Source organism: Microcoleus sp. B5-D4 (assembly GCF_036705145.1).
Classification (GTDB): domain Bacteria; phylum Cyanobacteriota; class Cyanobacteriia; order Cyanobacteriales; family Microcoleaceae; genus Microcoleus.
Genome location: NZ_JAUBTV010000004.1, coordinates 150,846 through 164,577 on the forward strand (window position 1 = coordinate 150,846; position 13,732 = coordinate 164,577).

Consider the following 13,732-nt stretch of genomic DNA (forward strand, 5'->3'; position numbering starts at 1 on the left):
CAGTTGTTAGAAATAACAATTACCTTTTTCCCAATGCCCAATGCCCGATGCCCAATGCCCGATGCCCGATGCCCGATGCCCAATGCCCGATGCCCAATGCCCGATTACTAAGTACAAATCTAAAATAGCAATGAATTCAGTTTGGCAACAGTTAACTCTGGCAAATTTGCCGCTCTCTCAGTGGCAAAGTAGAAGTTATTTATTCAATTTGGCGATCGGCTCTTTACGCAGTTGGCGGCAGAGTAGCTGGCTGATGCAGTGGGCCGAACCCTTGGGTTTTGTTTTGCTGGCCTTGACTTTCGGTTTGGCACCGTTTGTAAACAATGCCTTGGTGGGGGTGTTGATGGCGGCTAGCGCTGCATTTTGGGTGCTGCTGACTGTTTCGGACGATCGCGAGATCCCCTTCACGCCGATTCACTTGCTGGTAATGCTGTACTGGGGCATTGCCACCGTCGCAACGGCGATGTCGCCAGTGAAAGTCGCCGCTGCTACTGGTTGGAGCAAGCTAACGCTGTATTTGCTGTTTTTTGCGCTGATGGCTCGGATATTGCGAGATCCCCGTTGGCGATCGTGGTTAATTGCCGTATTTTTGAACGTCTCTTTAATTGTCAGTTTCTACGGCGTGCGGCAGTGGATTGACAAAGTGCCGCCCTTAGCTACTTGGAACGATCCGACTTCTACTCAAGCCAATGTCACGCGAGTTTACAGCTTTCTGGGGAATCCTAACTTGCTTGGTTCCTATTTGCTGCCAGCCATTGCATTGAGCGCCGCCGCACTTTTTGTGTGGAAAGGATGGGGAACAAAAATTTTAGCATTGACCATGCTGGTGGTGAATTGCGCGTGTTTGCGCTACACCGATAGCCGGGGTGCTTGGATCGGTTTTGTGGCTCTACTTGTGGTATTTTTAGTGCTGGTGTGGTACTGGTACAGCCCTTTGATGCCTCGGTTCTGGCGAACTTGGGCGCTGCCGTTAGGGTTAGGAGGTTTGGCTGGGGCGTTAATTTTAGGAGTGGCTTTAGTGGAGCCTCTGCGCGATCGAGTTTCGAGTATGTTTATCGGCCGAGGTGACAGCAGCAACAATTTTCGGATTAATGTTTGGACGGCGGTGATTGACATGATTCGCGATCGACCAATTCTCGGCATTGGGCCCGGAAACACTGCTTTTAATAAAGTTTATCCGCTTTATATGAGGCCGAGATTCACTGCTTTGAGCGCTTATTCCGTGCTGCTGGAAATTGCGGTGGAAACCGGTTTTATCGGTTTAATGTGTTTCCTTTGGCTGATGACTGTCACCGTCAATCAAGGTTTGTTGCAGATCAAAAATCTGCGGGATGCACAATTTAACATCTCTAATTTAGACGAAGAATCCCGAAATCAAAAATCTAAAATCCAAAATCTAAAATCGAATCACGGGTTTTGGTTGATTGGGGCGATCGCAACTTTAGCCGGCATGATGGCCCACGGTTTTGTCGATACAGTTTGGTACAGGCCCGAAGTTAATATGCTTTGGTGGTTGATGGTGGCGATTATTGCTAGTTTTTACAGCAACTCGCACCAGCAGCAAGATTCAGCTTTGACGCAGGGCGAGTAGATAGAATTGCTGGCGGGGTTTTATCCCCGCCTGGTGGCAGGGCGGTTTCATTCTCAGGGAAATCATCGTTTTGTAGGGGTAGTGCCTTTCTTTGCCTACCCCCTCGACGAATGATGAAATCGATGTTTCAAATGTCGGGGTTCTTCACGAGGGTTTCCCCCTAGGTCGAATGAAACAGCCCTGCGCCCGGTGTGGATTCCAGCAATAGCCGATACAGCAATGATTAAGAGTTATATCAGTGCAAAAAAAGAATGCAGCTTTATGCAAGCTGCAAACCCTTATCGCCATAAGTTATTTCCAATTCTTCAATTCTTAATCTCAAATCTCAAATGCTATAAGGTGCGGACGGCGCACCCTGTATACTACTACTACTACATACTACATACCTGTTGCTGTAAAGTGGTGATGATACACTCTACAAAATTTATTGAAAATAACTCTTATTCTTCGCTCTCCGAAGGCATGATGAATCTGGGACACGGATAAGAACGACCTCTATCTGTGCACCGCCGCCAGGTCGATTGATTGGAGTCGAACGGCGTTTCGACTGATTCATTAACGGCAGGGTTAACAGTCGAAGGAGTTGGGAGTGCTGTTGAGGCTTGACTTAGCTCCAGTACCGTTATAATTGCCAGTATGGTTGATGAAAACAAAACTGTGCGTTTCATTTATTTGTTTTTTCCTCGTTTAATCGTTGACGTGCCATCCCTATCCATATATCCTCATCGAATTCTTGAGAATCCGCATACTTTAGACAAATTTTCCACTGCGGTAGCGCTGCCTTAGTATTTTTCATCTTTTCTAGGACTTGCGCTTTTAAGCAGTAAGTTGCTGGCCCTTCACTATCAAGTTTAATCGCTGCATCCAGATGTTGCAATGCCTCTGAATATCGACCCTGTTCCAGGCGAGCCCATCCCAAGTTTTTGAGTAAAGAATATTTTACTCGATCGTCCTCAGCTAATTTCAAACCTTGCCACAGGAAGTGAACGGCAGCCGGATAGTTTTTTTTATCGACTATATATAACCTAGCCAGGTTGCTGTAAGCAGCAGGCAGACCGAGTTTTGCAGCTTGCAGATATTTTGCTCTGGCGCACTCTAAATCTTGCACCTCTTCGCAAAGCCATCCTAAATTGTAAAGAGCTGTTCGGCTTTTTGGATCTACCCTGAGCGCTAACTCATATGCTTGTTGAGTATCAGCCAATCGATTGGCTTTGTAGTTTTCAAATGCCATATTATTAAAAAAAGATGCCAGTTCCGGCCGCCCAATTTTCCAGCCGCCAAAGCCTACTGCTAGGATCAGCAAGAAGGCTCCCCACTTCGAGTTGTGATGGTTTTTTGCTGGCTCTTTCATGGCATTGAAAATGTTAGCTAATGGTGTCATTTTTAGCATTTTTTAACTTGAGAGTTGAGCGATATTTTTTTTGCCAGATTTAATTGCCACCCTAATGGCCTCATAATCTTACGAAATGACTCAGGTTTGAGCCCATTTCTCATAAGAGTTTGTCAGTCCACAGCCGAATGCTTGGGTAATTTTCCCACTAGCCAGAGGTATTCGAGCATAGGTTAATCATTCATGAGACTCCACAAGCCATCCGGATATTTTCAGGAAAAAGAAGCGGCAAGCAGCAAGAAGGTAGAACTGTTGCCATTGCCTAAGTAATAATACTTACTCAGCGGTCAGTCGATCGACAGTATGCGACTGTATGAGGAGCAATTGCTAGGATGATATTTTCCTAGACTTGTAGGTAATACTCATAACAATTGGTGTAGACTGAAGTAGCCTGCATAAAACCATCAGTAATGATGACTTGGACTTTCTCTCACTTCTCTCAAGCTTTCGCTTGAGAGCATCTCTGTAATCCTTGCGGTTCGAGGTTGGTCAAAACCAGTGAAGAATACACCTCCTTGATTTGTGCAAAATACGGTTAGAGCCATAAAAGTTAGGTGGCTCTAAAATTTTTCACTGCCCCAACTGTGGTTAGAAAACACCCAGTTTGAGTAGCGCTTTAGGGATTTTCCTTAAAGCTTTGTGGGATACCACCATGCTCTGGGACCTGTCTGATGAGTGTGCTATATTCGGATTCTCTCAGGTTGTCGGAGATTGTCTGGATTAAAAGTATCAGATAAGATATAGCCTTTCTCAGTAACATGAGGTGTTCTGGGGCATAGGGCATAGCGCATTGGGCATTGGGCATAGGCATAGGACAAAGCCCCCATACCTCACCACGCTTGAGAAGCGCTATAACTCTAATTATGTTTGTAGTGACCACGAAAGCCCTCAAAATTCTCAACGGGGGATATCAAACAATTTTATGATGGGTAATTAACCGAACTAGATTTAAAATAATCAATCACTAATCAGCAATTACCAATCATTAATCACTAATGACTCCTGAGTAATAAACATCTCCATAAATTAACTTTCAACCTTCGAGTAGCAAAGATTTTAGTTGATTTTTCGGAGATGTCTAATGACTAATGACTGATGACTAATAACTAATGACTGGGGAATTGTTGACTGTTGACTGGGGAATTGATGACTAATGACTAATGACTGTTGACTAATGACTAATGACTACTGACTACTGACTAATGACTAATGACTGTTGACTAATGACTAATGACTAATGACTGTTGACTAATGACTAATGACTAATGACTAATGACTAATGACTAATGACTAATGACTAATGACTAATGACTAAAATTGTTTCATCGCTCTTTCCATATCCCGCTTATCTTCGCGTTTCTTCAAATCTTCGCGCTTGTCGTACAGTTTTTTCCCTTTACCCAAACCGATATCTAATTTTACCCAGCCGCCTTTCAAATACATTTTTAACGGCACTAAAGTCAAGCCTTTTTCTTCCACTTTGCCGATTAATTTGCGAATTTCCTGCTTGTGCATCAGCAATTTACGGGTGCGGCGGGGTTCGTGATTAAAATAGTTGCTAGCACTTCTCCAAGGCGAAATGTGAACGTTGATGAGCCACAGTTCGCCGTTCCGAACTAAACCATATCCGTCCCGCAAATTGGCTTTTCCTTCCCGAATAGATTTGACTTCGGTTCCCTTCAACTCGATTCCCACTTGGTATGTCTCTATAATTTCATAGAGATGGCGCGCTTGTCGGTTATCGCTAACAATTTTGTATCCTGGACTTTTTTCGCTCATTTTTACCTCCGATAAAATTAATTATTATAACGGTAGCTTCTCTGTAGAGAAAATCGAAGCTTGACAAAACTTAAATAATCGGTCTAGACATTACCAATTTGGCTGAGCTAAGATGTCACCAACGTGAATGTCAAGCGGTATCATGCAGCGCACCAATATCACTGATTCTGCAATTCCAGATTCTGTTACTCCTCATCCTGCGGTTAATTTGGTTTGGCTGGCTCCTTTTTTGCTGGCGCTTGCTTGGTTTTGGGCCAATATCTCGGCTGTTAAGTGGCTGTTATCCTCGTTTGTTGAGATACCCACACTGTACAAGATAGTAATTGGCTTTCTGATTGTAGCATTAGTAGTGCGATCGACGGGGAACTCCGTTAGCGCATCCCTCGAAGAGGATCGTCCGCCGGGATTTTCGCCCAATTTCGTTTTGAGGCGAGATCCGCTGCTATTGATGTTGGGTGCGGGTATTTGCTCGATCGCCCTTCAGTGCATAATTGATATCAAACAAATTACTGTCCTGCTATTTATCCTCGGAACTTACGGGCTGTGCGGCTTACTGGTGAAGCCGAACTTTTGGCGAAAAAACTTACCAGTTGCGGGCTTGCTGGCTTGTATTTTACCATTCAACAGTCAGTTTAATAGCGCATTAGGTTTGCCAGCGCGAGTGCTCACTGCTCAGGTAGTAGAACAGTTGCTCTCCCTGCTGCACATTGGGGCTATTTCTTCTTACGATATTATCGTTTTGGAAAACGGCATCGCTCATGTGGACGTGCCTTGTAGCGGCATTAAAACCCTCTTAGTGGGAACGCTCTTTTTGCTAGCTGCTACCTGGCTGGAAGCGCGTAAATTGAGCTTAAGATGGCTAGCAGTCGGCGCTGCTAATCTCTTAATGTTGGTGTGTGCTAACACTGCGCGGGTTGGCGTGTTAGTCCTGGTTTCAGAAGTTTTTCAACAGCCAAACATAGCACAAATTATGCACGTTCCTCTGGGAATTGTCGGTTTAGTATGTGCTTGTTTTGTGACGTGGTTAATGCTGCAACGAGTACCGAAATTTCAGCCAGAAAAAACCAGCGGTATTTCTGCAAAACCAAACTCAGAAATTCTGCAAAATCACCCTTTAGCCAAACCCGGAATAATTGCAGCAGTCACTGTTTTGGCAGTAATGGCTCAACTGTCTCACGTAGAAACGCCAAAAATGGCGATCGCCTCTTTAACATTACCTGAATACATTAAATCAGAGTCTATTCCCCTCAATCCTAGCGAACAAAAATTCTTTGGCAACTATCCAGACACGCAAACACAAAAAATCAGATTTGTCGCCGGCAACTTGCGCGGTTCCATGCTCACAGTAGCCAGCACATCTTGGCAAACTTATCACGCCCCCGAGTTGTGTTTTGTAGCCAGCGGAATTCCCGTCAATCGCATAGAAAAAAAACAGCTAACTCCTTCAGTAACAGCGCGCTGGCTGTCTCTCAAAAACAACCAATTATCAGCAGCATACTGGCTGCAATCTGCACAGCTAACTACAGATAACTTCATGTCCCGTATCGGCAGCGACCTCACCCACAAAAATCACAATTGGGTGCTAGTTTCCATTTTATTTGACAGTTCGTTACAAGCCGAAAATCAGGAAGTAAAAGAGTTTGCGAGTAATGTATACACTACCGTTAAACAAAGCTTACAAGGAGAAATAAATGAAAATCAAACAGGTATTTGATGGAATTTTTAAAACAATATTTTGGGTTTGGAATTTGACATTTTTATCGATTGTTTACTTGGGAATTTTGCCTCTTATAGGAGTGCCATTAATTAAGGCGACAATCGATGGCATCATCCCGCTAGAGTTTTCTTTGACGATGGCAGCTACGATCGCAGTACCCACTGTATGTACTGTAATAGGGGCTAGGCGTTTTCGCAAGCAACCCCTACAGCTAATGCGTTGGTTTTACGGCGTAGAAGCACCGCTATTTTTGCTTTGTTTGCTGCGCTTGTTCCTGCTACGAGAACTCACCCCAGCTAGTTCTCAAATCATCGCTACTATTGCTTTGTGCATAGCAGCATTTTCAGTGGAAATGCTGTACGGATATCTGGGTAAAAGAGAAAATGTGCAAAATATTTTCGATTCCCAGAATTCCCCTAATCAACAACCTCGTTTTTTCAGGTTAATCGGAGAAAAGCGAAGTGCGTGGCTGCAATTAGGATGTCACAGTTTAATGGTAGTAGTTGGCATTTGGGCGGCAACATTGCTGCTTTATTACGCTGTACCTGTGGCATTGTATACACTTTATGGATTCTTATTTTTCGTCATTCAATTTTTCAAGTTTACATGGGTCTCACCATTTCTGGAGATGTTTAGATACGGGGCGTGGGCCTCGGCTTTAATTTGGATACCGCTATCGTTTATATTGTTTGGTTTAACCTGTAGCTTATTCGTTGTCATGCCTTCGCTGTACGGCTTTCTCTACATTCATTCCGGGCGGAAAATATGGCAGAGTTTTGCTGCACAATACGGGAAAAATAAAGCGCTAATGGGAAGTTTGGGAGTCATAGCAGCTTGGCTGGCTATTTTCTCCGCTTTGCAGCAGCAGCCACAAGTCGCAGCGCTGAAAATGCTGGCGACTCCCCCCGCAAATGACACGGTTCGCCAAACTTTATTAGCCAAGTCTGATATGATTCGATCGGGCTTAGTTAACGCTTATTTGTCCCCTTACCGCTACCTCAGCACTGTAGGAGAAAACAACCACATTTATGAGTTATACAAAAATAGTTGGATTTTCCCTGACGGAGCGGCTCAAACTTTGCAGAACAGCTATAATTTTTTAATGTCGCCGTTTTTGTATCAAGGCTCTAGTGCTGATGTGGAAAAAGCCGAAAAACTCTACGGCGAATTCTTCGATACGCAACTGCAAAAAGGCGATACAGAAGCAGTAAAACACGCGGTACAGTCAACATCAAACCGGGAAGAAGCTAAAGCTGGTTTGCTGAATGTCAATCAAGAAAAAGTATGGTTGCAGTCGCAAGAAGTGACAGTCAAAGAAAACGGCGACTGGGCTGACGTTCAACTCTACGAAGTTTACAAAAATCAAACGCCGAACTTGCAAGAAGTATTCTACTACTTTTCGCTGCCGGAAAGCGCCGCAGTTACAGGAGTTTGGCTGGGAGATACTGGCGATTTAAACAAACGTTTTGTATTTACGGTATCGCCTAGAGGTGCCGCCCAACAAGTCTACAATCAACAGGTAGTAGAAAGAGTCGATCCGGCTTTGCTAGAACAAATTGGCCCCAAACAATACCGCTTGCGGGCTTTTCCAATCCCAGCAAAACGAGAATTTACCCCAACTGGCGGGCCAACGGAAATGCACCTGTGGCTTACTTACAAAGTCATGCGCCAGCCCCAGGGTTGGGCTATGCCTGTTTTGGCTGAGAAACGCAACATTTTTTGGAACCAAAATACTCGGCGCACGATCGCCGGGAAAGATGTAAAATACAGCGGTAAAGAAGCAAGAGAAACTTGGCTGCCACCCTTTTTGCCCGCAGCCGCACAGCAACCGCTAACAGCGCAGCAGGCGATTCTACCGCGAGGAAATATCATTTCTGCTAAGCCGCTGGCTGATGCAAATTACTCGCTACCGCAAGGCAAGAAATTTGCAGTTATTCTCGATACTTCCCGTAGCATGGCGGCGGAAAGTAAGGAAGTAAAAGAGACTTTTGAATGGTTGAAAGCTAATGCAGCAGGCAAAAATGGTGTTGATTTGTATATCGCCAGCGCTGCGGGAATGCCACCTAAGTTTGTGGAAGATTTACGCAATTTCGATGCGGCAAAGGTGACATTTTACGGTACAATCCAGCTCAAAGATATGCTGCAACAGTTTGCACAGTTGCAGGGCGATAAAAGTTACGATACTGTATTTTTGGTGAGCGATCGCCACAGTTACGAATTGTCGGACGATCGCAAACTTAAACTTTCCATCTCTTCACCCCTATGGACAGTGCATTTGGGAGGTTTGCCCCCCGGCTACGACGACGCAACTTTAAAGGTCATTCAAGATAGCGGCGGCGGAGTTTCTACAGATATGAAAGAGGCGATGCAGCGAGTAGCAACGACAGCAGCTTCGGGCCAATCTACTGTTAGCGTTGTTGACGGCTATGCTTGGAGTTATGCCAAAAATTCCAAATCAGAAAAGACACTCAAATCGGGGGCTGTTACAGAGCTAAAAGATACCGGGAATGAAGGTTTTAAACCGATAGCTGCGCGGCAGTTGATAACTGCACTTAGCAAGCAGAAAAATTCAAATCAATTGACGCAACTGGATGCGATGCACGCAGTAGCTAAAAATTTCAAAGTTGTGACGCCTTATTCTTCGATGATTGTGTTAGTTAATGACGCGCAAAGGGAGCAGCTAAAAGCAGCGGAAGCTAAGAGCGATCGATTTGACAGAGAGGTAGAATCGGGTAAGGAACAGTTGAGTAAGCCGAATAATCCTCTGAATGTTTCGGGGGTTCCTGAACCGGAAGAATGGCTACTGTTGACGGTAGGTGCGATCGGGCTTTTGGCAGTTTTTCTCCGTCAGCGGCGCGCGAAAACGGTATAAAGTACACATGGGCGCAGAAACCGGGTTTTTTACCTAATTTAGGGTGTGTAACAAAGTATTTCGTAAAAAACCCGGTTTCTTTGTCGGAGTCCGTAAGTCCTGACTAATTTATTTCTACAAAAACTCGATCGCCCTCAATCTTTACCGGATAAGATTCCAGGGAATCGGCGGGTGCATTCAAACATTTACCCGTATCTAATTTGTACTGATATTTGTGAAACGGACAGGTAATGATACCGCCGCTTACCTTACCCATGTCGATCGGATATTCTAAATGAGTGCAAGCATTGCGGTAACAAGTGACATTCATGCCTTGACGATTCAAAATCAGCGAAGTACCCTCAACTTTTACCTTCAAAATATCCCATTCGGGAACTTGATTCAGCCCTGTTATCTCTACCCACATATAATCTTTCTCGGTTTAAATAAATTATTGCCAATTAATGCGCGATCGCCCGAAAGGCATAGTGAACAACGAGCGATCGCGGTCTAATTCTAACGCCAACACCTCTTAAAGTCTGAATAGACTGTACAAGCTGTTGGCGGTAATTCACGCCCGCAAAGAATGTTATATCACCCCTATAGCCGCAGGTAACGCATGAGAATGCTCATAACTTCACCGGGCTTTTGGGCAGGTTGCAGCGGGCTCCACTCGCTGACAGAGGCAAAACCCAAACAGTAAAGGATGTGAATGATGCTCCTCACCGCTTTGGGAGAACCTATCAGCAGGATTTTGACGGGTTCTCGATCGGGTGGCGGAGGCTCTGCTACAGGTACTGTCTGTGTAGCAGTATCGGTTGCTGGGGGATTGGCAAGGAAGTTTTTCGACATAAGCGTTTTTTGTGTTCGCAGTGAACGATTGTGTTGCCTATAAGCAACACAATCATTCTATCCTCAATGTTGCCTAGAAGCAACATTTACGAAGAGATCGCCCTCTGAGACAATCTGAGGCATGGCAAAAGCAGGCAAAGCACTCAAGCAGGTGCTGGAAACTTATAACATCAGTCAAAATCGCTTGGCTGTGACAATGGGCGTAGCACGTTCCAACATTCATCGTTGGGTCAATGAAAGTAGAGATCCCGTAGCAGAGGCAGTGTTGGACATTCGGAAAGCACTATGGCAAATTAACCCCGATGCCGCAGGGGAGTTCATTCGTTTGTATTTAGATGATTTGGAGGAAAAACTCGAAGAGTAATAATGTCCACAATCTTTACTTAGCTGTGAGCTTCTGAGAACATAGAAGGCATGAGTAAGGCAGGAAAGGCGCTGAAGCAGGTTTTAGAAACCTATGGCATCAGTCAAAATCAATTGGCAGCGATTATGGGCATTGGACGATCGAGCATTAACCGTTGGGTTAACGAGAATAGAGATCCGGCATCTCAAGCGGTTCTAGAGATTCGCAAGGGATTACAGCAAATTAATCCCGATGCAGCAGGGGATTTTATTCGTTTGTATTTAGATGATTTGGAGGAAAAACTCGAAGAGTAATAATATGGGCGATCGGGCGATCGTCTCCCATGCCACCTATGCTTAAAATAGACTCAACAAATAGCTGACAATATATAATCTTTCTGGCTTTAAATAAATTCTCACAAACTAATTGGCGATCGCCCTCGAATGCAGCAAGGGCGATCGGTGCGACACTCTCCACACCTGAGAACCTAACCGTTTTCCTCGCCATTTCCCAGGTACAACCTGACGAATTCATCAGCCGCCTGCCGATTGAATGTCTGCAACGCTTGCTTAATCGCAAATACCGCCTCGGCAGATGGGTCTCGTTCTTCGCTCACCCAACGGCTAACGTTTGAGCGATCGATTTCCATCTTTGCCGCCAATTGATATTGACTGATATCGTATGCCTCTAATATTTTTTTGAGGGCTTTACCTGCTCTTCCCATGCTCCCGATTGTGTCAGAGAGTCACCCTCCTGTAAACGTTGCTGATTGTCACAAAGTGCGGTAAACTTTGTACATTAAGTGCGATCGTTTTTTCCCTCTCAATTTAATTGTATGGTTCGTCAAATACCGGAGTTTGGCTGGGGCGATCGCCTAGCCCGCCGCCAACCAGCGTAAACTTACGCATATAGGGAGACCTGTACCCTAAAACAATATCCGACTTGGGTACTCCGACTTCAATTAACTCATTAGCAATTCCTACTTCAGTTCCATCTCGCTGAATCCAAATCTTGTCCTCTTTAATATCGATGTGAATAACGCAACCATAAACTCGTCTTTCTCCACGCCATCCCACATGAAACATCAAATAGCGATCGCGTTTGATGTCACAAGCAATTTCAGTTTCTATCTCCCCATCGTCCGAACCGCAGCTAGAGTGTTTTTCAATGATTGATTGAATTAGCTCTCTATACTTTTCTATTTCCATATAACGATCGCCTCTCTCGCAGGATTAAACACAATCAAGTTTAATTGCATCCGCGTCACTGACATTCGAGCTAAACGCCGAGTAAAAAACTCTTCATAAATATCTTCTGGAATTGCCAAATAAAGAAGTCTATCCGGTTCTGACTCTTCCAAAACCACTTTATAATTCCAGGCTTGACCTATAGCCTCGTGAAACTGATTTATCAATGACAGACCTAAAAAACACTTAATTTCTACTGCTATCTTCTGTCCGTACTTTTCGGCTCCTAACAAATTATTTTCAGCCCCTAAGTCCACATAAAGCTTATCTTCGTCTACTTTGAGGTACAAAGGATCGTGGGTAATAGTCCACCCTTCCTTTTCCAAAGCTGAACATACAGAGGCATGAAAGATATCCTTGGCCGACATAGATTTTGATAAATCATGTTACTCGCTCCCATTATATCATCTTTTACGGCTGTGCCAGACAAACGGGCGATCGCATTTTGAATTAAGTGCGATCGTTTCTTCCTCCTCCATTTAATTGTAAGGCTCATGAAATACCAGAGTCTGGCTGGTGCGATCGCCTCAATATTTGACGATCGGCCTCAAACATACTATTCAGCTTCCCCCTACGGATGAATCTGACTCAAAATCACTCTCAACCGATCGTAATCATCCTTCAACAAAACACTCAAACTCCTCCCCGCTTCCACCAACCAAGATCGATCGCGCATCCGCAACTGATAAATCTCCCGAATCGCCGCCGCCGTCAGCGCATCCACCGGCGCATTAGCCACCCCCAGCAGCGTCCTCAAAAAATCCAACTGCACCGTAAAATCAATCACCTCATCCGGTTCGCAGCGATAAACCGCCTGGTGAATTTGCGGCGGGCGCGGCGGCAAATACTGATAAATTTTACCCCTAGATGGGCCGTGACCGTTCAACCTTTCCGGCGCCGTCTCAAACCCCACAATCGCCACTCGAAACTCGGTTTTGAGCATCGCAAAAATCTGCGGTTGTTCTTCCCGTAACTCTTCCAGCGACAAACCCAAAGCGCGAGCTCTGTGCACCGAGTCGATCGGGCTAGTCGTGGCATAATAAACCACGCCGTAAATTTGATTTTTAGACTCTTCATCCTCGGCCTTCACCCAACTCCCAAAAGGTGGCATCACGGGAAAGCTTAAGTCTTCCGGTTCCAAACATTGAGCCAAAAACTCCGAAGTTGCCGTCTCGATCACCTCAGCAATGCGATCGGGATGGCGCTCTTTTGTAGCAAATTGGGGTAAAGGTAAACGCATAGTTATTAGTTATTAGTTATTAGTCATTAGTCATTAGTTATTAGTCATTAGTCATTAATTTTGTGCTGGTTTTCAATAGTCTTCAGTTAGTAGACTGGTCTTGGGTAAGTAGGTAGGTGCAAATAAATTTTCGTATGTCACAGAATGTAAAGGTCTCATAACCCCTGCGATTGCTTAGTTTCACAGAGTGACCTTCGCAATGACATACTTGTGTATTTTCCGGCAGTTATACTTGCTTTACCAATTACCAATTACTAATTACCAATGACTAATGACTAATGACTAATGACTAATGACTATTTCGCGCGACCAGCCGTAGCATCGACAAGTTCCAACTGTGACAGCCTGAACGTGATCAGCTTGTCCCAATTGCCGCCTTCAAACAGTACCGCGACTTTCCCGTCGCTAACTCGCTGGACTTGTCCTTGAAAGGCGTAGTAAATCTCACCCTTATCTTTAACTCGAACTGCCGAACCTGGAAAAATCATAATTGTTTGAATGTTATGTTTGCTGTTTATAGTTTACCTTTTCTTGGCGATCGAGAGTTGATGCTAAAACAGGCAAGATGCCTGTTCCACAAACACTCACAGGCAAGATGCCTGTTCCACCAACACTCACAGGCAAGATGCCTGTTCCACAAATTAAACAGGCAAGATGCCTGTTCCACAAATTCAACAGGCAAGATGCCTGTTCCACAAACACTCACAGGCAAGATGCCTGTT

General features: G+C 44.7%; 16 protein-coding genes. 5 read left to right on the top strand and 11 right to left on the bottom strand.

What is annotated here, in order from left to right:
• The first annotated feature begins 130 nt into the window (after positions 1–130).
• Complete coding sequence (locus QUB10_RS03540) at positions 131–1,591, top strand: IctB family putative bicarbonate transporter (protein ID WP_333199608.1); 1,461 nt, start codon at positions 131–133, stop codon at positions 1,589–1,591.
• A gap of 440 nt (positions 1,592–2,031) precedes the next feature.
• Here QUB10_RS03540 and QUB10_RS03545 read toward each other — a convergent pair whose 3' ends face one another.
• From QUB10_RS03545 to smpB, 3 genes are all read right to left on the bottom strand, one after another.
• Positions 2,032–2,259: an Osc7112_2153 family protein gene (locus tag QUB10_RS03545; RefSeq protein ID WP_333199610.1), complete on the bottom strand. Its 228-nt coding sequence runs from the start codon at positions 2,257–2,259 to the stop codon at positions 2,032–2,034.
• A complete protein-coding gene (locus QUB10_RS03550; RefSeq protein WP_333199612.1) occupies positions 2,256–2,972 on the bottom strand; it encodes a tetratricopeptide repeat protein in 717 nt (238 codons plus the stop codon). The genes QUB10_RS03545 and QUB10_RS03550 overlap by 4 nt, the downstream gene beginning before the upstream one ends.
• A gap of 1,320 nt (positions 2,973–4,292) precedes the next feature.
• The gene (smpB, locus tag QUB10_RS03555) at positions 4,293–4,760 is read right to left on the bottom strand and encodes an SsrA-binding protein SmpB (RefSeq protein WP_006631384.1); all 468 of its coding nucleotides are present in this window, start codon (positions 4,758–4,760) and stop codon (positions 4,293–4,295) included.
• Positions 4,761–4,887: 127 nt separating this feature from the next.
• Between smpB and xrtO the strand changes: the two genes are divergently transcribed.
• A complete protein-coding gene (xrtO, locus tag QUB10_RS03560; protein ID WP_333199614.1) occupies positions 4,888–6,474 on the top strand; it encodes an exosortase O in 1,587 nt (528 codons plus the stop codon).
• The gene (locus QUB10_RS03565; RefSeq protein ID WP_333199616.1) at positions 6,452–9,349 is read left to right on the top strand and encodes a TIGR02921 family PEP-CTERM protein; all 2,898 of its coding nucleotides are present in this window, start codon (positions 6,452–6,454) and stop codon (positions 9,347–9,349) included. Before xrtO ends, QUB10_RS03565 begins: the two co-directional genes overlap by 23 nt.
• A 103-nt stretch (positions 9,350–9,452) precedes the next feature.
• Here the strand turns inward: QUB10_RS03565 and QUB10_RS03570 are convergent, their stop codons facing one another.
• Both QUB10_RS03570 and QUB10_RS03575 read right to left on the bottom strand, forming a co-directional pair.
• Positions 9,453–9,755: a Rieske (2Fe-2S) protein gene (locus QUB10_RS03570; protein WP_333199618.1), complete on the bottom strand. Its 303-nt coding sequence runs from the start codon at positions 9,753–9,755 to the stop codon at positions 9,453–9,455.
• Positions 9,756–9,928: 173 nt separating this feature from the next.
• A complete protein-coding gene (locus QUB10_RS03575; RefSeq protein WP_333199620.1) occupies positions 9,929–10,180 on the bottom strand; it encodes a peptide ABC transporter substrate-binding protein in 252 nt (83 codons plus the stop codon).
• Positions 10,181–10,301: 121 nt separating this feature from the next.
• Between QUB10_RS03575 and QUB10_RS03580 the strand changes: the two genes are divergently transcribed.
• Together QUB10_RS03580 and QUB10_RS03585 are read left to right on the top strand one after the other, a co-directional pair.
• On the top strand, positions 10,302–10,544 hold the full coding sequence (locus QUB10_RS03580) for a helix-turn-helix transcriptional regulator (protein WP_333144653.1): 243 nt from the start codon (positions 10,302–10,304) through the stop codon (positions 10,542–10,544).
• A 50-nt stretch (positions 10,545–10,594) separates the two neighbouring features.
• Complete coding sequence (locus QUB10_RS03585; protein WP_333199622.1) at positions 10,595–10,837, top strand: helix-turn-helix transcriptional regulator; 243 nt, start codon at positions 10,595–10,597, stop codon at positions 10,835–10,837.
• A 173-nt stretch (positions 10,838–11,010) separates the two neighbouring features.
• Here the strand turns inward: QUB10_RS03585 and QUB10_RS03590 are convergent, their stop codons facing one another.
• The 6 genes from QUB10_RS03590 to QUB10_RS03615 all read right to left on the bottom strand — a co-directional run bounded on the left by QUB10_RS03590 (position 11,011) and on the right by QUB10_RS03615 (position 13,634).
• Positions 11,011–11,247 (bottom strand): helix-turn-helix transcriptional regulator, encoded by a 237-nt coding sequence (locus QUB10_RS03590; protein ID WP_332959785.1) that lies wholly within the window; start codon positions 11,245–11,247, stop codon positions 11,011–11,013.
• Between the two features lie 103 nt (positions 11,248–11,350).
• Positions 11,351–11,731, bottom strand: a complete 381-nt coding sequence (locus tag QUB10_RS03595; RefSeq protein WP_333150128.1) for a XisI protein — start codon at positions 11,729–11,731, stop codon at positions 11,351–11,353.
• Complete coding sequence (locus tag QUB10_RS03600; RefSeq protein ID WP_333150130.1) at positions 11,722–12,138, bottom strand: XisH family protein; 417 nt, start codon at positions 12,136–12,138, stop codon at positions 11,722–11,724. Before QUB10_RS03600 ends, QUB10_RS03595 begins: the two co-directional genes overlap by 10 nt.
• Positions 12,139–12,341: 203 nt before the next feature.
• Complete coding sequence (locus QUB10_RS03605; protein ID WP_333144649.1) at positions 12,342–13,010, bottom strand: HAS-barrel domain-containing protein; 669 nt, start codon at positions 13,008–13,010, stop codon at positions 12,342–12,344.
• A 296-nt stretch (positions 13,011–13,306) separates the two neighbouring features.
• A complete protein-coding gene (locus QUB10_RS03610) occupies positions 13,307–13,498 on the bottom strand; it encodes an NAD(P)H dehydrogenase subunit NdhS (protein ID WP_015175937.1) in 192 nt (63 codons plus the stop codon).
• A 13-nt stretch (positions 13,499–13,511) separates the two neighbouring features.
• Positions 13,512–13,634 (bottom strand): hypothetical protein, encoded by a 123-nt coding sequence (locus QUB10_RS03615; protein WP_333199625.1) that lies wholly within the window; start codon positions 13,632–13,634, stop codon positions 13,512–13,514.
• Positions 13,635–13,732: the final 98 nt, after the last annotated feature.

Coding starts and splice junctions, on each gene's coding strand:
- QUB10_RS03565 (WP_333199616.1), top strand. CDS start 6,452: ATGAAAATCAAACAGGTATTTGATGGAATTTTTAAAACAATATTTTGG.
- QUB10_RS03595 (WP_333150128.1), bottom strand. CDS start 11,731: ATGGAAATAGAAAAGTATAGAGAGCTAATTCAATCAATCATTGAAAAA.
- QUB10_RS03610 (WP_015175937.1), bottom strand. CDS start 13,498: ATGATTTTTCCAGGTTCGGCAGTTCGAGTTAAAGATAAGGGTGAGATT.
- QUB10_RS03540 (WP_333199608.1), top strand. CDS start 131: ATGAATTCAGTTTGGCAACAGTTAACTCTGGCAAATTTGCCGCTCTCT.
- QUB10_RS03570 (WP_333199618.1), bottom strand. CDS start 9,755: ATGTGGGTAGAGATAACAGGGCTGAATCAAGTTCCCGAATGGGATATT.
- QUB10_RS03600 (WP_333150130.1), bottom strand. CDS start 12,138: ATGTCGGCCAAGGATATCTTTCATGCCTCTGTATGTTCAGCTTTGGAA.
- QUB10_RS03550 (WP_333199612.1), bottom strand. CDS start 2,972: ATGACACCATTAGCTAACATTTTCAATGCCATGAAAGAGCCAGCAAAA.
- QUB10_RS03605 (WP_333144649.1), bottom strand. CDS start 13,010: ATGCGTTTACCTTTACCCCAATTTGCTACAAAAGAGCGCCATCCCGAT.
- xrtO (WP_333199614.1), top strand. CDS start 4,888: ATGTCAAGCGGTATCATGCAGCGCACCAATATCACTGATTCTGCAATT.
- smpB (WP_006631384.1), bottom strand. CDS start 4,760: ATGAGCGAAAAAAGTCCAGGATACAAAATTGTTAGCGATAACCGACAA.
- QUB10_RS03575 (WP_333199620.1), bottom strand. CDS start 10,180: ATGTCGAAAAACTTCCTTGCCAATCCCCCAGCAACCGATACTGCTACA.
- QUB10_RS03590 (WP_332959785.1), bottom strand. CDS start 11,247: ATGGGAAGAGCAGGTAAAGCCCTCAAAAAAATATTAGAGGCATACGAT.
- QUB10_RS03580 (WP_333144653.1), top strand. CDS start 10,302: ATGGCAAAAGCAGGCAAAGCACTCAAGCAGGTGCTGGAAACTTATAAC.
- QUB10_RS03585 (WP_333199622.1), top strand. CDS start 10,595: ATGAGTAAGGCAGGAAAGGCGCTGAAGCAGGTTTTAGAAACCTATGGC.
- QUB10_RS03545 (WP_333199610.1), bottom strand. CDS start 2,259: ATGAAACGCACAGTTTTGTTTTCATCAACCATACTGGCAATTATAACG.